General features: G+C 73.1%; 20 protein-coding genes. 9 read left to right on the forward strand and 11 right to left on the reverse strand.

Features of this window, described 5'->3' with window-relative positions; translation table 11 throughout:
• Positions 1-85 precede the first annotated feature (85 nt).
• From ACWCQK_RS35440 to ACWCQK_RS35460, 5 genes are all read right to left on the reverse strand, one after another.
• Positions 86-2902: an NHLP bacteriocin export ABC transporter permease/ATPase subunit gene (locus ACWCQK_RS35440; RefSeq protein WP_451162226.1), complete on the reverse strand. Its 2817-nt coding sequence runs from the start codon at positions 2900-2902 to the stop codon at positions 86-88.
• 1 nt (position 2903) lies between these two features.
• Positions 2904-5126: an NHLP family bacteriocin export ABC transporter peptidase/permease/ATPase subunit gene (locus ACWCQK_RS35445; protein WP_451162228.1), complete on the reverse strand. Its 2223-nt coding sequence runs from the start codon at positions 5124-5126 to the stop codon at positions 2904-2906.
• On the reverse strand, positions 5123-5929 hold the full coding sequence (locus tag ACWCQK_RS35450) for an HlyD family efflux transporter periplasmic adaptor subunit (protein ID WP_451162230.1): 807 nt from the start codon (positions 5927-5929) through the stop codon (positions 5123-5125). The genes ACWCQK_RS35445 and ACWCQK_RS35450 overlap by 4 nt, the downstream gene beginning before the upstream one ends.
• A 205-nt stretch (positions 5930-6134) precedes the next feature.
• Complete coding sequence (locus tag ACWCQK_RS35455) at positions 6135-6350, reverse strand: type A2 lantipeptide (protein ID WP_451162232.1); 216 nt, start codon at positions 6348-6350, stop codon at positions 6135-6137.
• 474 nt (positions 6351-6824) lie between these two features.
• Positions 6825-7238 carry a PaaI family thioesterase gene (locus ACWCQK_RS35460; RefSeq protein ID WP_451162234.1) on the reverse strand — a complete coding sequence of 138 codons (414 nt, stop codon included), beginning with the start codon at positions 7236-7238 and terminating at the stop codon, positions 6825-6827.
• A gap of 186 nt (positions 7239-7424) precedes the next feature.
• On the opposite strand from ACWCQK_RS35460, the gene ACWCQK_RS35465 reads away from it, so the two are divergent.
• Complete coding sequence (locus ACWCQK_RS35465; protein WP_451162236.1) at positions 7425-8783, forward strand: S1 family peptidase; 1359 nt, start codon at positions 7425-7427, stop codon at positions 8781-8783.
• Between the two features lie 147 nt (positions 8784-8930).
• On the opposite strand, the gene ACWCQK_RS35470 is transcribed toward ACWCQK_RS35465, so the two are convergent.
• Positions 8931-11084, reverse strand: a complete 2154-nt coding sequence (locus ACWCQK_RS35470) for a SpoIIE family protein phosphatase (RefSeq protein ID WP_451162238.1) — start codon at positions 11082-11084, stop codon at positions 8931-8933.
• Positions 11085-11217: 133 nt separating this feature from the next.
• On the opposite strand from ACWCQK_RS35470, the gene ACWCQK_RS35475 reads away from it, so the two are divergent.
• From ACWCQK_RS35475 to rfbB, 3 genes are all read left to right on the forward strand, one after another.
• On the forward strand, positions 11218-13674 hold the full coding sequence (locus tag ACWCQK_RS35475) for a SpoIIE family protein phosphatase (RefSeq protein WP_451162239.1): 2457 nt from the start codon (positions 11218-11220) through the stop codon (positions 13672-13674).
• A gap of 121 nt (positions 13675-13795) precedes the next feature.
• A complete protein-coding gene (locus ACWCQK_RS35480; protein ID WP_451162241.1) occupies positions 13796-13984 on the forward strand; it encodes a hypothetical protein in 189 nt (62 codons plus the stop codon).
• 114 nt (positions 13985-14098) lie between these two features.
• On the forward strand, positions 14099-15070 hold the full coding sequence (gene rfbB, locus ACWCQK_RS35485) for a dTDP-glucose 4,6-dehydratase (protein WP_451162243.1): 972 nt from the start codon (positions 14099-14101) through the stop codon (positions 15068-15070).
• Positions 15071-15128: 58 nt separating this feature from the next.
• Here the strand turns inward: rfbB and ACWCQK_RS35490 are convergent, their stop codons facing one another.
• Both ACWCQK_RS35490 and ACWCQK_RS35495 read right to left on the reverse strand, forming a co-directional pair.
• Positions 15129-15713 carry a hydrolase gene (locus ACWCQK_RS35490; protein ID WP_451162245.1) on the reverse strand — a complete coding sequence of 195 codons (585 nt, stop codon included), beginning with the start codon at positions 15711-15713 and terminating at the stop codon, positions 15129-15131.
• A gap of 142 nt (positions 15714-15855) precedes the next feature.
• Positions 15856-16308, reverse strand: coding sequence for a MarR family winged helix-turn-helix transcriptional regulator (locus ACWCQK_RS35495; protein WP_451162247.1), 453 nt, complete (start codon positions 16306-16308; stop codon positions 15856-15858).
• A gap of 97 nt (positions 16309-16405) precedes the next feature.
• Between ACWCQK_RS35495 and ACWCQK_RS35500 the strand changes: the two genes are divergently transcribed.
• Positions 16406-16906: a metallophosphoesterase family protein gene (locus ACWCQK_RS35500; protein ID WP_451162249.1), complete on the forward strand. Its 501-nt coding sequence runs from the start codon at positions 16406-16408 to the stop codon at positions 16904-16906.
• Between the two features lie 18 nt (positions 16907-16924).
• Here ACWCQK_RS35500 and ACWCQK_RS35505 read toward each other — a convergent pair whose 3' ends face one another.
• Positions 16925-18031 carry an XdhC family protein gene (locus ACWCQK_RS35505; RefSeq protein ID WP_451162251.1) on the reverse strand — a complete coding sequence of 369 codons (1107 nt, stop codon included), beginning with the start codon at positions 18029-18031 and terminating at the stop codon, positions 16925-16927.
• A gap of 279 nt (positions 18032-18310) precedes the next feature.
• On the opposite strand from ACWCQK_RS35505, the gene ACWCQK_RS35510 reads away from it, so the two are divergent.
• From ACWCQK_RS35510 to ACWCQK_RS35525, 4 genes are all read left to right on the forward strand, one after another.
• Positions 18311-20281, forward strand: coding sequence for a GTP-binding protein (locus ACWCQK_RS35510; protein ID WP_451162253.1), 1971 nt, complete (start codon positions 18311-18313; stop codon positions 20279-20281).
• Between the two features lie 82 nt (positions 20282-20363).
• The gene (locus ACWCQK_RS35515) at positions 20364-22223 is read left to right on the forward strand and encodes a cellulase family glycosylhydrolase (protein WP_451162255.1); all 1860 of its coding nucleotides are present in this window, start codon (positions 20364-20366) and stop codon (positions 22221-22223) included.
• 178 nt (positions 22224-22401) lie between these two features.
• Entirely contained in the window at positions 22402-23064 is a 663-nt protein-coding gene (locus tag ACWCQK_RS35520) for a TetR/AcrR family transcriptional regulator (protein ID WP_451162257.1), read from the forward strand.
• A 9-nt stretch (positions 23065-23073) separates the two neighbouring features.
• Positions 23074-24552 (forward strand): oxidoreductase, encoded by a 1479-nt coding sequence (locus ACWCQK_RS35525; protein ID WP_451162258.1) that lies wholly within the window; start codon positions 23074-23076, stop codon positions 24550-24552.
• Between the two features lie 25 nt (positions 24553-24577).
• Here ACWCQK_RS35525 and ACWCQK_RS35530 read toward each other — a convergent pair whose 3' ends face one another.
• Positions 24578-24934: a hypothetical protein gene (locus tag ACWCQK_RS35530; RefSeq protein ID WP_451162260.1), complete on the reverse strand. Its 357-nt coding sequence runs from the start codon at positions 24932-24934 to the stop codon at positions 24578-24580.
• On the reverse strand, positions 24931-25347 hold a 417-nt coding region (locus ACWCQK_RS35535), incomplete at its 5' end, for a cbb3-type cytochrome c oxidase subunit I (RefSeq protein ID WP_451162261.1). The genes ACWCQK_RS35535 and ACWCQK_RS35530, both read right to left, overlap by 4 nt.

Consider the following 25347-nt stretch of genomic DNA (forward strand, 5'->3'; position numbering starts at 1 on the left):
TACGAGGAGAGCTGACCCGTACGAGGACACCCGACCGCGCCGCGAACGCGGCCGCCCTCACGTCAGCCGCCGTACCGCCCCGTCCCTACGTGAGCTGCCGTCGTACCAGCTCGTGCAGCCGCCCGCCCGTGTCCGCGAGCAGCTGGGCGGGCGGGCCCTGCTGCGCGACCTTGCCGTTCTCCATCACGATCACCCGGTCGGCGTCCAGCACCGTCGACAGGCGATGGGCGATGACCACGCGGGTGGCGTTGAGCGCCTTGGTGCTCTCGATGACCGTGCGCTGCGTCTCGTTGTCGAGGGCGCTGGTCGCCTCGTCGAAGAACAGGATGCGCGGCCGGCGGATCAGCGCCTGGGCGATCATCAGCCGCTGGCGCTGGCCGCCGGAGACCGCGCCGCTGCCCGAGACGATCGTGTGCAGGCCCATCGGCATCCGCTTGATGTCCTCGGCGAGCCCCGCCATCTCGGCCGCCGCCATCGCCTCCTCCGGCGTGTACGGCTCGGTGCCGCAGATGACGTCCAGGAGGGAGCCGGTGAACGGCTGGGCGTGCTGGAGCACGACACCGCACTGGCGGCGCACCGCCGACTGGTCGAGGGCGGCCAGGTCCTGCCCGTCGTACAGGACACTGCCGGAGACCGGCCGGTCGAAGCCGATGAGCAGGCGCAGCAGCGTCGACTTGCCGCAGCCGCTGGGCCCGACGACCGCCACGAACTCGCCCGGCCGCACCTCGAACGACACGTCGTCCAGGACCAGCGGGCCGTCGTCGGCATAGCGGAAGGACAGCCGCCGGGTCTCGATCGCGCCTGACAGCGGGCCGGGCCGGGTGCTGGCCGTGCGTACCTCCGGCGTCGCGTCCAGCACCGGCCTGATCTCCTCGAACAGCGGCAGCGCGGCCACCGCCGAGACGAACGCGCCGGTCAGCTGGGTGACCGAGGTGAGCAGCATGGTCACCGACGTGTTGAAGGTGAGGAACTCCGCGGCCGACAGCGATCCCCGCGCCGGACCGGCCAGCAGCATGAACATCAGCAGCGAGCACACCGGCAGATAGACCGAGCCCAGCACCGCGTTGAGGTTCTTGATCCGCCCCAGCCGCTGCTGGAGCTCACGGCTGCGGGCGAACTCCGAGGCCCAGGCCGCGTAGGCGTAGTTCTCGGCCGCCGCGACCCGCAGCTTGGGCAGACCGCGCAGCGTCTGGAACGCCTGGTTGTTCAGCTTGTTGCTCAGCACCACCAGCCGTCGCTGCCAGCGCACCTGCCACAGCCCGAGGCCCAGGAACACGGCGGCGATCACGACCAGCATGCCGACCGCGGCCAGCGCCATCGGGACGCTGAACCACAGCAGCAGCCCCAGGTTCATCGCGCCGACGGTGACCGCCTGGGCGACCGAGGGGCCGACCCCGGCGAGCAGCCTGCGGATCGCGCTGATGCCCATGGCCGCGCTCGCCAGCTCACCGGTGGAGCGCTCGGTGAAGAACCTCGTCGGCAGCCGTAGCAGCCGGTCCCACACGGCCGGTTGCAGGGTCGCCTCGATCCGGCCCTCCAGACGCAGGATGGTCAGGTTCTGCAACAGGGTGAAGGCCGCCGCCACCACGCTCGCCACCATCACCGCGAGACAGACCTGTGCGATCAGCCCCTGCTGGGCCTTCGGCACGTACTCGCCGAGCACCTTGCCGGTGGCCACCGGCACCATCGCGCCGATCGCGACCGTGACCAGGCCGCTCAGCAGCAGGCCGGTGAGATCGCCGCCGGTGCCGCGCAGGCTGAACCGCAGGAGCCCCAGCGGGCCGAGCCCGCGCTCCGGCAGCGGACGGTAGAACATCACCGCGCGCGGCTCGAACTCCTCCGCGTTGGCCTTCTCGATGGGCGTCTCCCGGCCGGTCGCCGGATGCACGGCCACGTATCCGCCGCGCCGCCACAGCAGGGCGACCGGTGCACCGGACAGCGCCCGGTGGCCCACCAGCGGTCCGACGTCGTCGCGCCACCAGTTGCCGTCCAGCCGTACCGCCCGGGTGCGCACACGTGAGGCCAGCGCGACCTGTTCGACCGGGTCGAGCCGGTCGCCGCCGGTGCCGCTCTGCGCGGCCGCCGCGAGGGTGATCCCGGCCGCGCGGGCGACCAGCCGGCACGCCGCGTACGTGGCGTCCGCGTCGGCGGCCGTCGCGCGCCGCGCGGACGGCCTGCCGATCGACGCGAGGAGCGTCCGGTCGGCCTGGGCGCGGACCGCCTCACCGGCCTTGATCCCGGCCGCGGTGCGGGTCTCGTGGGTGCGCTCCAACTGCTCGATCCACCGGTCCAGCGTGGACAGCAGCCGGTACTGCTGGTCGACCATGCCCTGCCAGACCGCCGGGTCCATCAGCAGGTCGGCGGCCGCCTCCGCGCCGTACGACGAGCCGTACTGGACGCTGCCGGGCGGCACCTGCATCCAGAACACGTCGTCGTCCGTCACCTCGGCGGCCCGCTCGGTCGCCATCGGCGCCTGGAACAGGACGGACAGGCCGCGGCCGACGCCCAGCGCGAGGGCGTACTCCAGCGGGCTGCCGGCCGGCGGGACGTACTGGGGGTTGCCGTACTCGTCGTACGACCAGGTCTGGGTGTTCGCGGGCTGGTACAGCTCGCGCAGCCCGATGCGGTGCACCACGCAGTCCCTGACCGGGCGGGCGACCAGGGTGTGCTGCGGTCCGGCGACCGGGCCGAGCAGCAGCGAGCCCGCCTCCAGCCGGCCGAGGTGGTGCCAGTGCCCCTGCTGCGCCGCGTCGACCGCGAACAGGTCCAGCGCACCCGCCGCGACCAGCCACAGCACCTGCGGACCCTCCAGATCGAGCCGGGCGAAGCCCGCGCAGTCCACCGGTGTGCCCAGCGAACCGAGCGCGCCGAGGACGAGGTCGCCTTCCTGGACGGACGTCATCTCATCGCTCCCTGACCAGCGCGGCGTACGCGCCACCGCGCGCCACCAGCTCCTCGTGCCGCCCGCGCTCCACGATCGTGCCGTGCTGGAGTACGACGATCTCGTCGCTGTCGCGCACGGTGCTCAGCCGGTGGGCGATCACCACGCAGGCACAGCCGCGCCGGCGCAGGTTGTCCATCACGGTCTGCTCGGTCTGCGCGTCCAGCGCGCTCGTCACCTCGTCGAGGACGAGGATGCTCGGCCTGCGCACCAGCGCGCGGGCGATCTCCAGACGCTGACGCTGTCCGCCGGAGAAGTTGCGGCCGTCCTGCTCGACCCGGCTGTGGATGCCGCCGGGCCGACGCGTGACGACGTCGTACAGCGCCGCGTCGCGCAGCGCCTCCACCACGGCGTCGTCCGGGACCGACGGGTCCCACAGCGCCACGTTGTCGCGGACCGTGCCCTCGAAGAGGAACACGTCCTGGTCGACGAAGGACACGGAGGCGGCCAGCGCGCCGCGCGGGATGTCCTCCAGCCGCTGCCCGTCGATGCGGATCACCCCCTCCCACGGCGTGTACAGGCCCGAGATCAGCCTGGACACCGTGGACTTGCCACTGCCCGAACCGCCCACGAGCGCCACCTGACGGCCCGGTCCCACGGTCAGGTCGAAGCCGGACAGCAGCGGCTTGTCCAGCGGGCTGTAGCCGAACGAGATGTTCTCCAGCTCGACATGGCCGTGCAGCCGGCGGGTGGAGTCGGCGCCGCCCTTGCGGCCGTACAGCGGGTCCGCCTGGAAGTTCTCCACGTCCTTCAGCCGGGCCACGTCGGCCGCGAAGTCCTGGATGCGGCCCGCGACTCCGTTGAGCCGGGTCAGCGGGGCGGTGAACCGGGCCACCAGTGCCTGGAAGGCGACCAGCAGACCGACCGAGATATGGCCGTCGATCGCCCGCATGCCGCCGATCCACAGGATCAGGGCGCTGTTCAGCGTCGCGAGCGTCGGCGCCACCACACCCAGCCACGCGCCCGGCACGCCGAGCCGCTGCTGCTCCTCCAGTGTGGTGGCGTGCTGCCCGGCCCACTTGCGGAAGTAGCCGTCCTCGCCGCCGGTCGCCTTCATCGTCTCGATCAACTGGAGCCCGGAGTAAGCCGTGTTGGTGAGCCGCGCGTTGTCGGCGCGCAGCTTCGCCGTACGGGTCGCCCGCAGCCGGATCACCACCCGCATCGCGACCAGGTTGAGCAGCGCCACGCCGATCCCGACGAACGTCAGCTGCGGGTCGTAGGTGTAGAGCAGCACGGCGTAGAGGACCACGACCACCGCGTCCACGCCCGCCGCCGCGAGGTCGCGGGCCAGCGTCTCGGCCACCGCGTCGTTCGACTGAAGGCGCTGGACGAGGTCGGCGGGGCTGCGCTGGGAGAAGAAGGTCACCGGCAGCCGCAGCAGATGGCGCAGGAAGCGGGCGCTGGAGAGCGTCGAGGAGATGATGCGGCCGTGGTGCAGGTTGGCCTGCTGCAACCAGGTCAGGACGACCGTGAGCAGCACACACGCCGCCATGGACGTGAACAGCACGCCCAGCAGCGAGGTCTGGCCGCCGATCAGGAACATGTCGATGTAGGTGCGGCTGAGCGCGGGCACGGCCGCGCCGACGGCCACCAGCAGCAGGCTCGCGAGGACGGCCGCCGGCATCGTGCCCGCCGTGCCGCGCAGCCGGGCCGGCATCGCGCCCCACACCCCTGGCCGGCGTCCGCCCCGCTCGAAGTCCTCGCCGGGCTCCAGCACCAGGACGACACCGGTGAAGCTGCCGTCGAAGTCCTCCATCGGGACGAAACGGCGGCCCTTTCCCGGGTCGTTGACGAACACCCCGCGGCGGCCGAAGCGGCGGCCCATGCCGTCGTAGACGACGTAGTGGTTGAACTCCCAGAAGAGGATGGCCGGGGACTTCACCTGGGCGAGGGCGGCCAGGTCCATCTGCATGCCCTTGGCGGTCAGGCCGTAACCACGGGCCGCCTTCAGCAGGTTGCTGGCGCGCGAGCCGTCGCGCGAGACACCGCACGCGATCCGCAGTTCCTCCAGCGGGACATGCCGGCCGTAGTGGCCGAGGACCATCGCGAGGGAGGCGGCACCGCACTCGACGGCCTCCATCTGAAGGACCGTCGGAGTGCGGACGGTCTTCGCGGTCGCCTTGGGGACCTTGCGCGCGGGCGGCGCGGCGCGGCGTCTGCCCCGGGTGTCCTGGGCGGTGGTCACGGCAGCAGCCAATCGACGGGACGCTGGTCGGCCAGCCGGATCGAACCCGTGGCCAGGGTCATGGAAGTGAGGGCGTACGGCGGTCCGTCCGCCGAGGACCACTTCAGGCCGCTCTTCGTCGCGGACGTCCGGTCCAGGCGGACGGTGACGGCGACCGGCCGTCCCTTCTTGGTGAACTGCTCGCCCAGCTGGCTGTCGCCGAGGAACGCGGCGATCTGCCGGGCCGACTGCGCGGACCGGTCGACGGACTTCACATGCCCGCGCAGCACGCCGAACTCCTGCGTGGAGACGGTCTGGACGGTGAGGTCGACGGGCGCGTTCGCGGGGATGGAGGTGGCGTTCTCGGCCGGGACGTACACCGTCGCGTACAGCGGGTCGTCCGCGTGGGCGACCTTCTCCACGGCGGCGACGTTCGCGCCGGTCTGGATGATCTGGCCGATGGTGGCGGCGAGCGCGGTGATCCGGCCGGCGGCGACCGTGCGGACGACGGTGTCGCCGTCGCTCGTACGGACCTTCAGAACGGGGGAGTCGGCGGGCATGCGGTCGCCCTCCTCGGCGAGGATCGCGGTGACCTGGCCGGCGGCGGGGCTCTGGAGGATGTAACTGCCCTCGCCGTGGGTGAGGATCGCGGGCGCGCCGACCGTCGAGGCCACGGAGCCCGTCACCGCCCACACGGAGGCGCCCGCCAGCGCGAGCACCGTCACCGACAGGACGAGCCAGCCCTGCGGGCGGGCGAAGCGCACCGGGAGGTCGAGCTCCTCCGGCGACTGGAGTCTGGCGAGGGCCTGTTGGCGGAACTGCACGGGACTTCCCTCACCGGTCGGAGAGCTTGTCGGAGAGCCTGTCGGGGAGCTTCAGAGCTTCAGAGCTTCAGAGCTTCAGAGCTGCAGAGGTTCAGAGCTTCAGAGGTTCAGAGCTCCTGGGTCTCTGGGGCTCTGAGTCTCTGGGCATCCGAGAGTCCCGGAGCCGGGGTACGGCTCCGGGACTCGACGGAACAAAAAGGCGCGGTCAGAGACCGGCGACCAGGCCCGTGACCGGGGCGGTGTTCAGGCCGGTGACACCCTCGACGGTGCCGACGACCGTGTTGACCAGGCCGGAGACCGGGGCGACGCCGTCCACCAGGCCGCTGACGGTGCCGACGGCGTTCAGGGACAGACCGCCGGAGACGTTGTCGAGCTCGGCGTCGGAGATCTCGACGGTCTCAACCTGGGGGGTGGAGTTCATGATGGAACTTCCCTTCATATGGATATTCACAAGGGGGAGAGCGGCCCCCTCTGGGGACAGGGACGGCCGCGACCGCGGGCGCCGGACGCCCCTTTCGGAGAGCCCTTGGCGGCCCCCGCGATGCGATGGATCAAAGCAGGTCCGTGCCGCGCTGTTCCACTCAACCACCGGTCCCACCTGCGCCCTTGTGGTCATTGAGCGCTCAACGGTGCAGGGCCGCGCACGGCTTGGTGCCGACTCCTTCACATGCCGCGCGGCATCGGCCCGCACCGCCCCTTGCCGCCCCGGCGCCGAATCCGACACTCCCGCCCCAAAGGCATCGGGGCCGCCGCGCACATGTGCAGATCCCCTGCGCCCGGTGACCTGGTTGGGCATGGGGTGTGCAGATTCGCCGAAGCCGGGATTCCGCCCCGAACGAAGGGCGGAGCGTGCGCGGCGCGTCACCGAGCGTGTCGGTTGGGTGGCGGATCCCGGTCAGCCCAGCAACGCGTACACGGTGGCGGCGCGGGCCGCCAGTTCGCCCGAGCGCTCGGCGGTCATCGCGATGTCGGCGAACGCCATCCGGCGGCCCAGCTTGGTCAGCACCGCCTCGATCAGGACATCCGAATCCGTCACCGCGCGCTGGAACGACGTGGACTGCTGCACGGTCGTCATCGGTACGTAGGCACCCCGGGCCGCCGAGACGGCGATCACCGTGGCGGCGTCGGCGGCGGCCATCAGGGCCTGTCCCGAGAGCCCGCCGCCCTCCCTGGCCAGCTGCGCCGACCAGGGCAGACGCAGGGTCGCGCGGTCGTTCCCCAGGCTCTCGACGGACAGGCCCAGGTCGAGGACCCAGGGGGCGAAGTTGGCGGAAAGGATCTTGTCCGCTTCGGCGGTCGTCATCGTCATATGGGGGATTGTTCCCGCCGCGCGTCCGATCGGCCCGTCACCCGGCCGATTCGGGTCCACGCAAAGGAAGTTGCGAAACGGAATTGAACGCGCCGCCCACCCGCCGCGTACCTACAGCCATCCAGGCGCCGCTGTACGAGCTGCCGACCGGCAGCGCAGACCCCGTCCCGCAGGAGGTCGAGAAGTTTGAGTCACAAGCGAATTCCGAAGCGCAAGGCCGCGATAGCAGCGGGCAGTGTGGCGGCACTGGGAGCGGCGGCCCTGCTGCTCCCGAACGCCAACGCCTCCCAGGACGGCGCGTCGGACGCGGCTGCCCCGAAGACCCTCAAGGCGGCGGACGCCTCGGACCTCGCCACGCAGCTTCAGAACCTGCTCGGCGACGCCTTCGCCGGTTCGTACTACGACGCCGACAGCCGGCAGCTGGTCGTCAACGTCGTCAACGTCTCCGGCGACCAGAACAACGTGGTGGTGCAGGCCAAGAAGGCCGGTGCGAAGGTCCGTGAGGTCGACAACAGCACGGCCGAGCTGAAGACGGCCGCGCAGACCCTCAAGACCGATGCCACCATCCCGGGCACCGCGTGGGCCGTCGACCCGAGGACCAACAAGATCCTGGTCACCGCCGACAGCACGGTCACCGGCGGCAAGTGGGACCGGCTGGAGTCCACCGTGCGGAGCCTCGGCTCGGGCATGGCCACCATCAAGAAGTCCGCCGGCACCTTCAAGACGTTCGTGTCGGGCGGTGACGCCATCTTCGGCGGCGGGGCGCGCTGCTCCCTCGGCTTCAACGTCACCGCGTCCGACGGCTCGCCCGCCTTCCTCACGGCCGGCCACTGCGGTGTCGCGGCCGAGCAGTGGTCCGACAGCCAGGACGGCCAGCCGATCGCCACCGTCGACCAGGCGGTCTTCCCCGGCGAAGGCGACTTCTCCCTCGTCAAGTACGACGACCCGGCCACCCAGGCGCCGAGCGACGTCAACATCGGTGGCGGCCAGACCGTCCAGATCCTCCAGGCCGCGGACGCCACGGTCGGCGCGCAGGTGTTCCGGATGGGCAGCACCACCGGCCTGAACGACGGTCAGGTCCTCGGCCTCGACGCCACGGTGAACTACCCGGAGGGCACGGTCACCGGCCTCATCCAGACGAACGTGTGCGCCGAACCCGGAGACAGCGGCGGCTCACTGTTCACCCAGGACGGCAGCGCGATCGGTCTGACCTCGGGCGGCAGCGGCGACTGCACCGCCGGCGGCGAGACCTTCTTCCAGCCGGTCACGACCGCGTTGACGGCGACCGGCGCCACCCTCGGCGCCGCGGGCGCGGGCGCGGGAGCCGGAGAGGGCGCGGGAGCGGGTGACCAGGCCGGCGGCGAGCAGGCGGGGGCCGGTGGCGACGCCGTCGGCGGCGACCAGGCCGGCGCGGGCGACCAGTCCGGGATGGGCGACCAGTCCGGAGCGGGTGACCAGTCCGGGATGGGCGACCAGTCCGGCGCGGCCCAGGACCAGATGGGCACGGGCACCGAGGACAACTCCGGGCTGACCGACACGCACTGATCGGCCCCCACAGGCGGCTGCGGCCGACGGACGGACGGTCCGGCTCTCCGGCGGGAGGGCCGGACCGTCCGTCGTGCCGCGCGCCGTCCCCGCCGCACGGCGTGCCGTTCCGTTTCGCGAACCCCGGTCACGTCGGCGGTGCCTCGGTCAGCCGTCGCCGTCCGCCCGCAGCAGCAGCAGTGCCACGTCGTCGATCCGCTCCTCCGCGGCCGCGCAGTGCCGTACGAGCTCGTCGGCCAGTGCGTCGAGCGGCCGGTCCCCGATCGGGCCGAGGCGTTCGCCCAGTTCGGCCAGCGCGTCCTCGATGTCCACACCGGGCGACTCGATCAGACCGTCGGTGTAGAGGACCAGCAGGGACCCGGGGGCGAGGTCGACCTCCGTCGTCGCGTACGTCGCCGACGCGTCGATGCCGAGCAGCGGGCCGCCCGCCAGGTCCAGCACCCGTACCCGCCCGTCCGGCCGGCGCAGCAGCGGCGGCGGATGCCCCGCGCGGGCCATCACGGCCTGCCCGCGCCCCGGGTCGAGCCGCAGGTACAGACAGCTGGCGAACAGCTCGGCGCCGAGGTCGATCAGCAGCCGGTTGGTGCTGCGCATGACCTCCTCCGGGGCCTGTCCGACCGTCGTGTACGCGCGCACCGCGGTACGGATCTGTCCCATCAGCGCGGCCGCGGTCACGTTGTGGCCCTCCACGTCGCCGATCACCGCGGCCGCCAGCGGTGGTGAGGGCACCAGGTCGTAGAAGTCGCCGCCGATCTCCATGCCCCGGGTGGCCGGGAGATAGCGCGCGGCCGCCTCGACGCCGGGCAGCGACGGCAGCGAGTGCGGCAGCAGCGCCGCCTGGAGCCCGTGCGCGAGCTGATGCTTCGCGTCGTACAGCATCGCCCGCTCCAGGGCCTGCGCGATCAGCCCGCCGAGACTCGTCAGGACCGCGCGTTCGTCCGCGGGGAAGGGGTGCGGCACGGTGTAGGCGAGCACGCAGGTGCCCACCGGCCGTCCGGAGACGATCAACGGCAGATAGGCCCACGCGGCGAACGCGTCGGGGCTCGTGTGGTGCAACGGATACAGGCGTTCGAGCTGCTCCCGGGACTCGAAGAAGGCGGGCACCGCGCTGCGCAGGGCGTGCGCGCCCGGCGTCGGCGCGAGCAGCGGGATGCCGTCGAGGCGCTCCACGACCCTCGGGTCCGGATGGCCCCGGTGCCCCAGTACGTGCAGCCGGCCCGCCCGCGAGCCCAGCAGGACCAGCGCCTGACTGCCCACCGCGGGGGAGATCTCGTCGGCGACCAGCTGCACCACGTCCTGCACGCTCGCCGCCTCGGTGAGCGCGCCGGCCAGGCTCAGCACCTGGCTGATGGTGACCAGCCGTGAGGACGCCTCTCCCGGCCGCGGCCCGTCCCGGTTCATCTGCGCCACCGCCCGCGCCTTGCTGATCCGCACACTCAGCCCGCTCGTGCTCGGATACAGGCGGAACGACAGCCAGGTCCCCGGCGGGCGCAGCGCCACGAACGAGGTGATGTGCTGGCTGATCAGCGCGGCCCGGTAGCGGTCCTCGTAGACCGGGTCGTTGAGCCAGGGCACCGACGCCCACAGATGGGTGCCGAGCAGCTCGCTGACCGGGGCGCCGAGCAGCTCGGCCGCCGCCGCGTTGGCGAAGCTGATCCGCCCGTTCAGATCCAGCGAGCACAGCCCGTACGGCAGCCGCGCCACCATGCGCGCCGCCTCGACCGTGCCCAGCGTGCCGGGCACGCCCCATTCGCCCGGCCCGGCCGGCAGATCGGGTTCCGCGCGCGGCGGCCGGCTCTCCTGGGACGCGCGTTCCAGCCGCAGCGCGAGCCGGTCGCAGGCCGTGGTCAGATGGGCCCGCTCCCGGTCGGTCAGGTCCGGCGGATGTGAACCGGGCCAGGTCACGTACACCGCGCCGTACACCGTCGACGCCGTAGCCACCGGCATGGCGGCGAGGGCGAAGGGGTACGGCAGGACCACGGCGATCCGCGGATACCGGCGCGCCATCTCCTCCTCGCCGCCGACCCAGACCAGCCGCCGGGTGCGTACCGCCTCGGCGACCGGGATCGGCGCGCTCAGCCCCACCCGCTCCCAGGGCGCCGCGAACGCTCTCGGCAGGCCCGCCGTCACCGTCATCTCCAGCACCGGTTCGTCGGGCGCGCGCAGGTAGACCGCCCCGGAGTGCGCGTGGACGCCGTCCATCATGGCGCTCAGCGCGAGCGACAGCAGCGGACGGCCGACCGGCGTCCGGGCGGCCGCCGGCGCCTGCTCGGACGCCTGCCAGTCGCGCACGCCGACCACCTCCTCGCCCGGCCGCGCGGGGCCCTGGGCTCAAATCTCCCCCTTGGCGGCGGGACGCGCACGGCGAACGGTGCCGGTCACGCCCTGCACGGAATGGTCACAGGGGCTGCGCAGGAGCCTCATACGCGCTGTAATGACGGACGTGGTCAGTGAGGGCGTGACGGGACGTGGATCGAGGACGCTGCGTGCCGAGGTCGCCCTCAAATCGGTCACGGCCGATCCCGACGCGTCCGGCCGGGTGCACCGGGCGCTCGAACAGGCGCTGGTCTTCGCGGGAGCGGCGCTGGTCGCCGTCTACGCCCGTAGCGCCGGCGGTGACCTGCTCTGCCTGGTGGAGTCGGCCGGCGTACCGCGCAATCTGTACGGCCTGCGCGACGGCTATCCGCTCTCCGGACGCTCCCCGGCCGCCGAGGCCCACCGCACCGGGCGGCCCGTGTGGCTGGGTCCCGAGGAGCTCGCCGTCTGCCCCGAGTCGCCGGGGACGCCGCCCCCGGACTTCTCGGTGGGGGTCCTGCCCATGCCCGGGGACATCGCGGACGGCTGCCTGCTGGCGGTCAGCGACCGCCCCGGCGGCTTCGACGGTGAGGACCGCGCGTGCCTCCTGCTGATCGCCGAGGCCATCGCCTGTCCCGCCCCGCCCGGAGCCGCCGAGGGCGAGGAGCTGTCGCCGAACGCGTTCGGCCTCGCGGCGGACACCGGACGGGTGGAGGTCGGCGACGGGATCCTGGAGCTGTTCGGAATGGCCCGGGAGGAGTTCGACGGCAGGGTCGAGACCCTGCTGGGCCGCACCGTCCCGGAGGACCTGCCGTCGCTGATGTCGGTGGTGGAGGCCGACCACATGTCCGTCGGCGACCGCGAGCTCGAGTTCCGGATCCTCCAGCCCGCCGGACCACCGAGGTGGCTGCGGCTGCGCGGCCGGCTGCTGCCCGGCCGGGAGGGCCGGCCGATGCGGCTCGTGGGCACCGTCGAGGACGCCTCCAAGCTGCGCTCCGGCGGCACCGACGTGGCCCGCGTCCAGCGGCTGGCCGCCGCGCTGGCCACCGCCGGCACCGTCCGGGACGTCAGCGAGGCCGTGGTCGCCGCGCTGCGTGAGCCGCTGGGGGCCGATCGGATCGCGCTCGCCGAACTGGAGGGCGACCGGCTCGTCGTCACCGTCCTGGACCCGCCCCAGCAGGAGGTCTGGCCCGAGCTGTGGCGCCAGGAGTGGCGTACCGAGTGGCCGGACGCGCCCGTGCGCGCCATGCCCACCCTCGCCGCGGCCCTGCGCGACGGACGCGCCCAGATCTGGCCCGCCGGCGCCCCTCTGGAGCCCGCCCTCGCCGAGGTCGGCCCCGGCGGCCTGGCCGTGCTGCCGCTGCCCGCCGGAGGGCGGATCGCGGGCGCCTGCCTGATCGGCTGGGAGGACCCGCACGACTTCGCGTTCGACGAACGCGCCCTGCTCACCGCCTCCGCGGGCCTGGCCGGGCAGGCCCTGGTGCGCGCCCACGCCTTCGACGCCGAGCACGAGCTGATCGGCATGCTCCAGCGTCAGCTGCTGCCGCGCCGGCTGCCGAAGCTGCCCGGCGCGGTCGCCGTCGCGCGGTATCTGCCCACCACGGCCGGACTGGAGCTCGGCGGCGACTGGTACGACGTGATCCCGCTGCCCGACAACCATGTCGCCCTCGTCATCGGCGACGTGCAGGGCCACAACGCGGGCGCCGCCACCCTGATGGGCCAGATGCGCACGGCCCTGCGCGCGTACGCCGTCGAGGGACACACCCCGGACGTGGTCGTCTCGCACGCCAACCGCCTGCTGCTGGACCTGGAGACGGACCTCTTCGCCACCTGCTGCTACGTCGACGTCGACATGGAGGCGGGCTCCGCCTGGTGCGTGCGGGCCGGACATCTGCCGCCGGTCCTGCGCCATCCGGACGGCAGGACGGAGATCGTGGAGGACGAGGGCGGGCCGCCGCTCGGCGTGGTGGCCCAGGCCGACTTCCCGATGACCCCGCTGCGGCTCCAGCCCGGCACGCTGATCGCGCTCACCACGGACGGGCTCGTCGAGTCACCGGACTCCGACATCGACGCCGGCATGGAGCGCTTCGCCCGCGGGCTGTACGTCGCCGACCCCGCCCACCTCGGACTCGTGGCCGACGCCCTGCTCGGCGACGCCCGCCGCGAGGACGACATCGCCCTGCTGCTGGTGCGCTACGACGGCATGGCCGTACGTCCGCGGCGCGAGGGCTGGACGGTGTGGCGGGTCCCCGAGGCGGCCCGCCACGCCCGCCGCTTCACCCGGCGCACCCTGCGGGCCTGGGGGGTACCGGCGGGCAACCTCGACACCGTCCTGCTGGTGGTCTCCGAACTCGTCACCAACGCCCTGGTGCACACCGACGGCCGGGTCCGGCTCGACCTCACCCTGGTCAACCACCGCCTGCGCGTGGCCGTCTTCGACGTCTCGCCCCGGACGCCCGTGAAGCCCACCAACATCGGCTGGGAGGCCACGGGCGGTCGCGGCATCCTGCTCGTCGAGGCCGTGTCGGACGCCTGGGGGACGGTGCCCGTCAGCGGTGGCAAGCAGGTGTGGAGCGAGATCGGCCTGGAGGACTGAGCGGGCCCGGGTCCGGGTCCGGCCGGTGTTTGGACGACCCGGGCCCGGGGACTCGGCCACGATGGAGCACGGGCGCCCCCCGGCGGCGCCGCGTCCGCAGGCAGAAGGAAGATGAAGTGTCGTGACCTCGCACGCCCTGGACCCCATCGAGAACACCACCGTCCGCCCGTCCGAGACGGGCTGGGCGAGGGCCCGCCGACTGCGGGAGAAGCCCGTGATGCGCACCTGCGTCCCGGCCGTCGAGGACCCGGGTGCCGTCACCGAGACGCAGCCGGGCACGGAGGAGAACATCGTCCGGGGCGAGGACTGATGGCGAGACGGGCAGGCGAGGACTGACGGCGAGCGCCGGCGGCGGGCACTCGGCGCGGGGTGAGGCGGCGGGTGCCCGATCTGCGGCGCGTGCCCCGACGTACGCTCGGCCGCCATGAAACTCCTCGTGACCGGAGCCGCCGGCTTCATCGGCTCGGCCTACGTCCGCGCCCTGCTCGCCGCCCCGGACGCGCCGCGCGTCACGGTGCTCGACAAGCTCACCTACGCGGGCTCCCCGGACAACCTGCCGCTGGGGCACCCGGGCCTGGACCTGGTGCACGGCGACATCTGCGACGCCGCCCTGGTCGACAAGCTGATGGCCGACGCCGACGAGGTCGTCCACTTCGCGGCCGAGTCCCACGTGGACCGCTCGATCGCCGGCGCGGGCGATTTCGTGCGCACCAACGTGGTGGGCACCCAGACCCTGCTGGACGCGGCCCTGCGGCACGGCGTGGGTCCGTTCGTGCACATATCGACCGACGAGGTCTACGGCTCCGTAGCGTCGGGTGCCTGGACCGAGGACCACCCGCTGCGCCCCAGCTCCCCCTACTCGGCCTCGAAGGCCTCCGCCGACCTGCTCGCGCTCGCCTGGCACCGCACCCACGGGCTGGACGTCCGCGTCACACGCTGCTCGAACAACTACGGCCCCCGCCAGTTCCCCGAGAAGGTCGTCCCCCTCTTCGTCACCCGCCTGCTCGACGGCGGGAAGGTCCCGCTCTACGGCGACGGACGCCATGTACGCGACTGGCTGCACGTCGACGACCACTGCCTCGGCGTCGACCTCGTGCGCACCCGCGGCCGGGCCGGCGAGGTCTACCACCTCGGCGGCGGCACCGAACTGAGCAACACGGAGCTCACCGGTCTGCTGCTGAGGGCCTGCGGGGCCGGCTGGGACCGGGTCGAGCACGTCGCCGACCGCAAGGGGCACGACCTGCGGTACAGCCTCGACTGGACGAAGGCGCGCACCGAGCTCGGCTACCGGCCGCGCCGGGACTTCGCGACCGGTCTGGCCGAGACGGTGGCCTGGTACCGGGAGCACCGCGCCTGGTGGGAGCCGCGCGTGCGGCGGACGCGGGAGCGGCGCTGACGGCACCGCCGCCCGCGCCGCCTTCGCCCGCGCCCCTCTCGGCGCTGTCAGCAGTGCGTCAGCAGTGCGTCTTGGCGAGGAGTTCCAGGGCCTCGGCCGTCGTGCCCGTCTCACCGAGCCGCGGGAAGACGCGCTCGACGCTGCCGCGGTGGGACTCGGCGTCCAGGTCGCTCATCGCGTCGGTGACCAGGCTGACGTGGTAGCCGTGCTCGTAGGCGGCACGGGCGGTGGACTCGACGCCGATGCTGGTGGCGATGCCGGTCAGCACGATCTGGGTGACCCCGCGGCGGCGCAGCTGCACGTCCAGGTCGGTGCCGTGGAAGGCGCCCCAGTTGTGCTTGGTGACGGTGAGGTCGCCGGGGTGCCCGGACAGCTCGGGGACGATGACGTCCCAGCCCTCCGGGCGGGTGCCGCCGGGACGCACGGCCTCGGTGCGGCCCGGTACGGCGTCGGCGCCGTCGGCGGCGAAGGACACCCGGACCAGCACGACGGGCAGGTCGCGGGCGCGGAACGCGTCGGCGAGCTCGACGCTGCGGGCGACGACGTCGGCACCGGCGTAGGGCTGGGTGGGCGCGCCGGCGATGCCGGCCTGGAGGTCGATCACGACGAGGGCGGTACGCGGGTCGAAGGTGGTGAGTGCCATGGGGGTGCGGGCCTTTCGGGTGTTTCCGGTGTTCCTGATGGCCGGGTGGGCCGGTACGCGGGGTGGGGGGTCGGGTGGGCCGTATGCCGGGTGGGGTCGGATGGCCGGGGCGTTCCGATGTTCCGCCTCGGCCTCGGTCTCGCTACTGGGTCAGCCGTTCCATGAGGGCGAGGGCCGCCAGGATCGTCCGGCGCTCGTCCTGCGTGAACCGTTCCTCGAACGCGCGGGCCAGCCATTCGGCCCGGACCTGCCGGTTGCCCTCGGCGCGCTCGCGGCCCGCGTCGGTCAGCGTGACCAGCTGGCGCCGGCCGTCCTCGGGATCGGGACCGCGCCGGATCAGACCGTGCCGGTCGAGGGCGGCGAGCGTGGTGGCCATCGACTGCGGACGGACGCCGTCGGCGGACGCCAGCGCGCTCGCCGTGGCGGCGCCGTGCTTGCCGACCAGGGTGAGCGCGGACACCTGGGACGGAGTGAGCACCTCGTCCTCGGTGACCTCCCGCAGGCGCCGCCGCAGCCGGCTGAACACGACCCGCAGGTCGTGCGCCGCCCGGACGGCGGACGCGGAGAGGCCGGGGTCGGGGTTCTGCTGCGCCATGACCACCACCGTAGAACCGTCAGGCAAAACTGTCCAGTTCGAACTGGACAGCTTCACCTGTAGATCGCCGCGGGGGCGGACGTCGTACGCTGCTCCCGTGCGCCTGCTCCTGATGTCCGACACGCATCTCCCCCGGCGCGCCCGGGAGCTGCCCGGCCCGCTCCTCGCCGAACTCCCGCGCGCCGACGTGGTGTTCCACGCCGGGGACTGGGTCGACACGGCCACCCTCGACCTGCTGGAGAGCCGCTGCCGCGAGCTCGTCGCGGTGTACGGCAACAACGACGGCCCGGACCTGCGCGCCCGGCTCCCCGAGGTGGCGTACGCCGAGCTCGGCGGTCTGCGCTTCGGGGTCGTCCACGAGACCGGCCCCGCCCAGGGCCGCGAGGCCCGCTGCGCCGCCCGGTTCGCCGGCCTCGACGTCCTGGTCTTCGGGCACAGCCACATTCCCTGGGACTCCACCGCCCCCACCGGACTGCGTCTGCTCAACCCCGGTTCCCCCACCGACCGCCGACGCATGCCCCACTGCACCTACCTGACCGCCGACGTGGCCGACGGCCGGCTCACGGACGTGGTCCTGCACCGGCTGCCGCCGCGCTGACCCGGCGACCCCGCCCCCTCACAGTGACACCCGTGGGTGGACGTCGCCCGCCGTCGCGGTCAGCGGAAGGCCGCTGCCGCCCCAGCGCACCGCGACGATCTCGGCGGCGACGGACACCGCCACCTCCTCCGGCGTACGGGCCCCGAGGTCGAGGCCGACCGGCGAGCGCAGCCGGGACCGTTCGCGCTCCGTGAGCCCGGCCTCGACCAGCCGCCGCATCCGGTCGTCGTGCGTACGGCGGCTGCCCATCGCGCCCACGTACGCGGCCGGGCGGCGCAGTGCCTCCTCCAGGAGCGGTACGTCGAACTTCGGGTCGTGGGTCAGGACGCAGATCACCGTGCGGTCGTCGGTGTCGGTGCCCCGCAGATAGCGGTGCGGCCAGTCCACGACCACCTCGACACCCGCCGGGAAGCGCTGGGGCGTGGCGAAGGCCGGCCGGGCGTCGCACACCGTGACCCGGTAGCCGAGGAAGTCGCCGATGCGGGCGACGGCGGCCGCGTAGTCGATCGCGCCGAAGACCAGCATGCGCGGCGGCGGCGCGAAGGAGTGCAGGAACACCCGGACGGCGTCCTCGCGCCGCTGCCCGCCCGGCCCGTAGCGCCGTACACCGGTCGCGCCCAGAGCGAGCTCGCCGCGGGCGTCGGCGGTGACGGCCGCGTCCAGGCCCGGCGCGCCGAGCGTGCCGCGGACGCCGTCCGGCCAGACGGCGAGGCAGGCTCCGCGCGGCGCGGGCCCGTCCACCACCGTCGCCACCGTCACCGGGCGGCCCGCGGCGACCGACTCGGCGACCGCGCCGAAGGCCGGGTCCAGCGCGGGGGAGACGGGCCGCAGCAGCACGGTGAGTTCACCGCCGCAGGTCAGCCCGACCGCGAAGGCGTCCGCGTCGCTGTAGCCGAATGTCTCCAGCCGCGGCTCTCCGCTCGCCACGACCTCCCGGGCGAGTTCGAACACCGCGCCCTCCACGCAGCCGCCCGACACACTGCCCACGACCTGGCCGTCCGGTCCCACGGCCATGGCGGCCCCCGGATCGCGCGGCGCGCTGCGGCCGACCTCGACCACGGTGGCGAGACCGAACGGGACACCGGCCCCGTACCAGTCGTTCAGCACCGGGAGAATGTCACGCATCGTCGGCTCCTCTCACCACCGCGGCAAGCGTCGCATCCGGCCGGGGAGGGGCTCCGCAACGCCACGCTCCCGTCGCGGGGCGGGCCGTCGCGGGGCGCCGTTCCGTCGTCTCCGTGACTACGTCGTTCCGTCCGGACGTTAATCCGTTGCCGTGCCGCCCGCCGGTCTGCTGCACTGCGAAGGACCCGGTCGCCGGAAGATCCAGGAGCAGCAGATGCGCACACCGTTCATGTCCACCCCGGAAGGAAAGACCCCACTCTTCGAAGGACATGACGCTTCGTGCATCTGCTCAACCTCGGAATCCTCGCGCACGTGGACGCGGGCAAGACCAGTCTGACCGAACGGCTGCTGCACACGGTCGGAGTCATCGACGAGATCGGCAGCGTCGACGCGGGCAGTACGCGCACCGACACGCTCGCGCTGGAGCGGCAGCGCGGCATCACCATCAAGTCCGCCGTCGTCTCCTTCCCGGTGGACGACGTGACGGTCAACCTGATCGACACCCCGGGCCACCCCGACTTCATCGCCGAGGTGGAGCGCGTCCTCGGGGTCCTGGACGGCGCCGTCCTGGTCGTCTCGGCCGTCGAGGGCGTCCAGGCCCAGACGCGGGTGCTGATGCGGACCCTGCGACGGCTGCGCATCCCCACCCTGGTCTTCGTCAACAAGATCGACCGCCGGGGGGCCCGCGACACGGACGTCCTGCGGGCCCTGTCCGAACGGCTCTCGGTGGCGGTGGTGCCGATGGGACGCCCCACCGGACTCGGCACCCGCGCGGCCGGCTTCACGCCCGGACTCGATCCGGCCGCCCTCGACGTCCTCGCCGACCACGACGACGCCCTGCTCGCCGCGTACGTCGAGGACACCGTCGGGCGCGACCGGCTGCGCGCGGCCCTCGTCGCCCAGACCCGGCGGGCCGAGGTGCACCCGGTGTACTTCGGCTCGGCCATGACGGGAGCGGGCGTCGCCGAACTGATCGCCGGCATCAGGGAACTGCTGCCGGCCGCCGGCGGCGACCCCGACGGGCCGGTCTCCGGCACCGTCTTCAAGGTCGAGCGGGGTCCGGCGGGGGAGAAGATCGCCTACGCCCGCCTGTTCGCGGGCACGCTGCGCGTCCGCGACCGGATCCCCTTCGGCGAGGACGGCGTGGAGGGCCGGATCACCGGCATCGGTGTCTTCGACCGTGGCACGGACAGCCCTGCCGACGCCGTCCCCGCGGGCCGGATCGCCCGGCTGTGGGGCCTGGCCGACATCAGGATCGGCGACCCGATCGGCGTACCCCGCAAGGCGTACGGGCACGTCTTCGCCCCGCCGACCCTGGAGACCGTCGTCGTGCCGGGGGAGGGCACGGACACCCGGGCCCTGCACCTGGCGCTCACCCAGCTGGCCGAACAGGACCCGCTGATCGACCTGCGGCACGACGAGGTCCGCCGGGAGACGTCCGTGTCGCTGTACGGAGAGGTGCAGAAGGAGGTCCTCCAGGCGACCCTCGCCGACGCGTACGGACTCGACGTCGCGTTCCGCGGCACGACCCCGCTGTGCGTCGAGCGGCCGGCCGGGACGGGCGAGGCCGTGGAGTTCAACAAGAGGGACGGCAACCCGTTCCTCGCGACCGTCGGCCTGCGGGTCGAACCGGCCCCGGTCGGCGCGGGTGTCGCCTTCCGGCTGGAGGTGGAGCTCGGCTCGATGCCGTACGCCTTCTTCAAGGCGGTCGAGGACACCGTGCGCGAGACCCTGGCCCAGGGGCTGCACGGCTGGCGGGTCGCCGACTGCGCGGTCACCATGACCCACAGCGGCTACTCGCCCCGGCAGAGCCACGCCCACCAGGGCTTCGACAAGAGCATGTCGAGCACCGGCGCGGACTTCCGCGGCCTGACCCCGCTGGTCCTGACCGAGGCGCTGCGGCGGGCGGGCACCCAGGTACACGAGCCGATGCACCGGTTCCGCCTCGACGTCCCGGTGGACACCCTGGGCGCCCTGCTGCCGGTGCTGGCCGCGCTGCGGGCCGTACCGCGCACGACCGACACCCGGGGCGCGGTGTGCGTCCTGGAGGGTGCGGTGCCGGCCGCGCAGGTGCACGGTCTGGAGCAGCGACTGCCCGGGCTGACCAGGGGAGAGGGCGAGTGGGAGAGCGTCTTCGACCACTACGCGCCGGTCGCGCGCGACACGGTCCCGGAGCGGGCGCGCACCGACCACAACCCGCTGAACCGCAAGGAGTATCTGTTGAACGTGACGCGCAGAGTGGGTGGTTGAGGCCCGGGTGGCGACGGGGAGTGGACTTACCGCGGAGTCAGGGGTGTTGACTGTGTTCCGGCATCGCCAGATTGTAGTGAACATGCCGAATCTCCGGGCGCGTCTGCTCGTGGTCCTGGTCGTCCTCTGCGGATTCCTGACGGTGGCGGGCTCTCCGTCCGCCACCGCCGCCACCGTCCCCGACTCCCTCTGGTTCGACGGCGCGTCGCTCACCGTGTCGAACGGACGGTTCACCGACAGCCTCGGCCGTGAGGTCGTGCTGCGCGGCTACAACGTCTCCGGCGAGACCAAGCTGGCGGAGAACGGCGGCCTGCCCTTCGCCTCGGTCGCCGACGCGCGGAAGTCGGCGACCGCGCTGCGTGCCCTCGGCGGGGGCAACTCGGTCCGCTTCCTGCTCTCCTGGGCCCACGCCGAACCGGCCCGCGGCCAGGTGGACACCGCCTATCTGGCCGCCGTCACCGACCAGATGCGCGCCTTCCTCGACCTCGGCATCCGGGTCTACCCCGACTTCCACCAGGACCTCTACTCCCGCTACCTCTTCGACGACGACAGCTGGTACACCGGCGACGGCGCTCCCGAGTGGGCCGTGAACGCGGGCACCTACCCCGACGAGTCCTGCGGGATCTGCTTCTTCTGGGGCCAGAACATCACCCAGAACGGAGCGGTGAAGGCGGCCTCGTACGACTTCTGGCACAACGCCCACGGCCTCCAGGACGCCTTCCTCGCCACCGCCCAGCAGACCATGGCGTACGTCGCCCAGCACCTGTCCGCCGAGGAGTTCACGGGTGTCGTCGGTTTCGACCCCGTCAACGAGCCGTACGCGGGCACCTACGACTCGGGCCAGACCAGCCGCACCTGGGAGAAGGACGTGCTCTGGCCGTTCTACGTGAAGTTCCGTGCCCGGATGGACGCGGCCGGCTGGCAGGACAAGCCCGCCTTCGTCGAGCCGAACCTGTTCTGGAACGCCAACATCGACTCCCAGAAGCAGGTGGGCGGCCTGCTGGACGCCGGCACACTCGGCTCGCGCTACGTCTTCAACACCCACTTCTACGACCAGAAGGCCATCTCCGGGATCCTGATGTGGGGCAAGGCGGCCGACGGTCAGTACGCGACCGACTTCGCCACGGTCCGCGACCGGGCCGCGGCGGCCGGGACCACCGCCATGGTCAGCGAGTTCGGCCATCCGCTGTCGGGGACGGTGTCGGACAAGGCGCCGACCGTCCTGAAGGCGATGTACCAGGCCCTCGACTCCCGGGTGAAGGGATCGGGTTGGTGGTCGAGCCCGGCCATCTCCGGTCCGGTGCTCTCCGGTTCCCAGTGGGAGTGGGACCTCTACAACGGCCGCCACCACGAACTGATGAACGGCAACCCCGGCAAGGTGCTCACCGGCGGCGACGCCTGGAACGACGAGGACCTGTCCGCCGTACGCCTCGATGACACGGGCACCGTGACCCTGCGTCAGGACGCCCGGCTCCTCGACCGTGTCTACCCGAGCGCCACCTCGGGCGCGACGGTCGCCTTCACCTACGAGGACCGCTCCCGCGACGGCTCGACCACGCTGACCTGGAACCCGGTGCCGGGCTCCCTGCCGAACGTGGCGCGGTTGGTGGGATCCGGGCAGTACGCGCTGCTGGTGTGGCGCTCCCGGGGTGGTACCGCGCCGACCGAACTGCACCTTCCGGCGTCGTTCCCGACCGCGGCCACGACCGTGGTCTCCGACCTCGGCGCCGTGTCCGCGCCGCCCGCGTACACGCCGGCCACGCCGGTCGCCGTGGCCGCCGAACCGGGCGGCACCGGGAGCCGCCGGCTCCTGCTCACCGCGTCGGACACGGACGTCCCGCACTACGCGCTCGTGACCAACGGAGCGGACGCCCCGTCCACGGCCCTGCTCACCGCGGCCCGCACCGAACTCGCGGCCTGGGCGGCACGTACGGTCGGCTAGCACCCGTACCCGCCGGACAGCGCTCCGGGGCGTCGCACCGCCACGCGGCGGCCCGGCGTGACATCGGGTCGCCGTGACATCGGGTCGCCGCGACCGGTGGGTGCGGCATGATCGTGTGCACGACACAATCGAGCGAACGTCGGGTCGGGTGAACGTCGGGTCGGGTGAAGGAGGCGCGGTGGCGGGCAGGTCGAAGGCGCCGACCGGCCGGTACGGCGGACGGTCCGCCGAGGAACGGCAGGCCGAGCGCCGGGACAGGTTCCTGGACGCCGCACTCGGACTGTTCGGCGGCACCCCCGGCTACCGCGCCACGACCGTCTCGGCGCTCTGCGAGGCCGCCGGGCTGTCCACCCGCCAGTTCTACGAGGAGTTCCGCACCCTCGAGGACGTTCTGGCCGCGCTGCACCTCCAGGTGAACGACTGGGCGGAGGACGCCGTCCGGACCGCCGTCGCCGCGGCCCAGGGCCGCCCGCTCGCCGAACGGGCCACCGCGATCTTCCGCGCCTACGCCGCGAACGTGACCGGCGACCCGCGCCGCATCCGCATCACCTTCGTCGAGGTCATCGGCGTCAGCGCCCGCCTGGAGGAGCAGCGCCTGTCCCGCCGGACCCGCTGGGTCGACCTCCTGTGCGCCGAGGCGACGGCCGCCGCGGCACGCGGAGAGGCGGCCCCGCGCGACTACCGGCTCGCCGCGACGGCCTTCATCGGCAGCGTCAACGGGCTGCTGCACGACTGGAACGCGGGATGGGTGACGGCCACCCTGGACGAGGTGGTCGACGAACTGGTCCGGCACCTGGTGAACATCCTGGGGCCGGTCGGGCGTGGCCCGGCGGCAGGTTAGCCTTCGCGCGTGCATGTCTACGAGGAACTGACGCCGCCGGAACGTGAGTTGTGGGACGCGTATCCCACCGGCCGCCCCGTGGACCTCGGTACCGGCGAAGCGCTGGACGACCCCGGGCACGGGGACGGCTGGGGACCGGAGCGGACGATCCGTGGCACGGTGCTGACCGCGCTGCTGCTCGGCGCGCACCCGGGCCCGCCGGGGGCCGCGCCGGCGCTGCGGCTGCGGGGCGCGCGCGTCAGCGGGACCGTCGACCTCGGCGGCGCGGAGATCGGGCACGGGCTGTGGTTCGAGCGGTGCTGGTTCGAGCGGAGCCTGAACCTCGGCGGAGCCGCGACCCGGACGGTCGAGATCGTGGACAGCCGGATCCCCGGAGCCGACCTGAGGATGGCCCGGGTGGAGGGCCGAGTCCTGCTGCGGGGCACCGTCGTGGACGGCAGGCTGGCCCTGAGCAACGCCCGGATCGCGGGCGAGCTCATCCTCACCGGGGCGGTCCTCTCGCACCCCGGTGACTGGGCCCTGTTCGCGGGCGGACTCGTCGCGGAGGGCGGGGTCTTCTGCCGTGGGACCGTCGTGCGCGGCGGCATCCGCCTCCCCGGGGCGCAGTTGGCCGGCGGACTCCACCTGGAGGGGGCGCGGATCCACCACCCCGGCGGCGAGGCGCTGCTGGCCGACAGCGCGACGGTGCGGAACCTGGTGCTGACCGGCGGGTTCACCGCCCAGGGGACGATCAGTCTGCGCGGAGCCGAGATCCCGGACCGGCTGACCTTCGACGGCGCCCTCCTCGACGCCCCGGGCACCACGCTGGACTGCACCCGGATGCGCACGGGCCTGCTCGTCTTCACCCCCGCCGGGCCACCGTCCGGCCCGGTCGACCTGCGAGGCGCCCAGACCGCGGCGCTGCGCGACCGGGACGGGGTCTGGCCGGACGTCGTGCGGTTGCGGGGTTTCACCTACGGCTCCCTGGACGACGAGGACGGCTCCCCGGCGAACTCCGCGGCGCACCGGGTGACGTGGATCAGGCGGAACCCGGGCTACGCCTCGCAGCCCTACGAGCAACTCGCCGCCTGGTACCGGCAGATCGGCCACGACGACGAGGCCCGCCGGGTCCTGCTGGCCCGACAGCGCCACCGCAGGCAGCACCTGGGCAGGCCCGCCCGGGGGTGGGGACTCCTGCTCGACGCCACCGTCGGCTACGGATACCGCCCCTGGCTCGCGGGCGTGTGGCTCGCGGCGCTCGCGCTGATCGGCACCGCGGTCTTCCTCACCCACACTCCGAGACCCACCGAGCCCGGCCAGGTCCCGCCGTTCAACGCCTTCGTCTACACCCTCGACCTCCTGATCCCCATCGGCGGCCTCGGTCAGCGCACCGCGTGGTACTGGCCGGGAGGGGCGGCCGCGTGGCTGGCGTACGCGCTGATCGCGGCGGGGTGGATCCTGACGACGGCGGTCCTGGCGGGCATCTCCCGCACCCTGAACAAGAACTGACCCGGCTCGGCGAGGTCCCGTCCCGCTAGCGGCCCCACCAGGGCCCGGCCCAGGCTAGGGCCGCCAGGGCCGGTGTGCCGCCCAGCAGGCAGCAGGTGAGCAGCCGGCGGCGCAGACCGCGGTACGCCTGCTCGTACTCGCCCCGCAGTTGCGCGGCGCGCTCGGCCGTACGCTGCCACGAGCCGCGGGCCAGCGCGAGATACTCCGCCTCGAAGTGCCGCTCGGCGTCCTCCCGCTGCCCGGTCGTCAGCCAGTCGAGCCGGGCGGTGAAGCGGGCGGCGGCCGTGCGCGCCTCCTCGTGCGCGGCGGCGACGAGCAGATGGCCCTCGATCTCGTTCAGCAGGGCCCGGGTGTCCAGGGGGCGGTCGTCCATGGCGGTCATCGGGCCGTCAACTCCCGTTCCCTGACGAGAACTTCCGGGTGGTGCAGGTCGAAGGCCGGGGATTCGCTGCGGATCCGCGGCAGGGCGGCGAAGTTGTGCCGCGGCGGCGGGCAGGACGTCGCCCACTCCAGCGAACGGCCGTAGCCCCACGGGTCGTCGGCGGTGACCGGCTCGCCGTACCTGGCCGTCTTCCAGACGTTGTAGAAGAACGGCAGCAGGGACAGTCCGAGGACGAACGAGAAGACGGTCGACACGGTGTTGAGGACCGTCAGGCCCTCCACCGCCAGATAGTCGGGGATCCGCCGCTGCATCCCGTTCGCGCCCAGCCAGTGCTGGACCAGGAAGGTGCCGTGGAAGCCGATGAACAGCGTCCAGAAGGTGATCTTGCCGAGGCGCTCGTCGAGCATCTTGCC

The sequence above is a fragment of the Streptomyces sp. NPDC002306 genome (assembly GCF_053593435.1).

Coding starts and splice junctions, on each gene's coding strand:
- ACWCQK_RS35475 (WP_451162239.1), top strand. CDS start 11,218: ATGACGGACGTGGTCAGTGAGGGCGTGACGGGACGTGGATCGAGGACG.
- ACWCQK_RS35495 (WP_451162247.1), bottom strand. CDS start 16,308: ATGGCGCAGCAGAACCCCGACCCCGGCCTCTCCGCGTCCGCCGTCCGG.
- ACWCQK_RS35505 (WP_451162251.1), bottom strand. CDS start 18,031: ATGCGTGACATTCTCCCGGTGCTGAACGACTGGTACGGGGCCGGTGTC.
- ACWCQK_RS35455 (WP_451162232.1), bottom strand. CDS start 6,350: ATGAACTCCACCCCCCAGGTTGAGACCGTCGAGATCTCCGACGCCGAG.
- ACWCQK_RS35515 (WP_451162255.1), top strand. CDS start 20,364: ATGCCGAATCTCCGGGCGCGTCTGCTCGTGGTCCTGGTCGTCCTCTGC.
- ACWCQK_RS35460 (WP_451162234.1), bottom strand. CDS start 7,238: ATGACGATGACGACCGCCGAAGCGGACAAGATCCTTTCCGCCAACTTC.
- ACWCQK_RS35530 (WP_451162260.1), bottom strand. CDS start 24,934: ATGACCGCCATGGACGACCGCCCCCTGGACACCCGGGCCCTGCTGAAC.
- ACWCQK_RS35440 (WP_451162226.1), bottom strand. CDS start 2,902: ATGACGTCCGTCCAGGAAGGCGACCTCGTCCTCGGCGCGCTCGGTTCG.
- ACWCQK_RS35490 (WP_451162245.1), bottom strand. CDS start 15,713: ATGGCACTCACCACCTTCGACCCGCGTACCGCCCTCGTCGTGATCGAC.
- rfbB (WP_451162243.1), top strand. CDS start 14,099: ATGAAACTCCTCGTGACCGGAGCCGCCGGCTTCATCGGCTCGGCCTAC.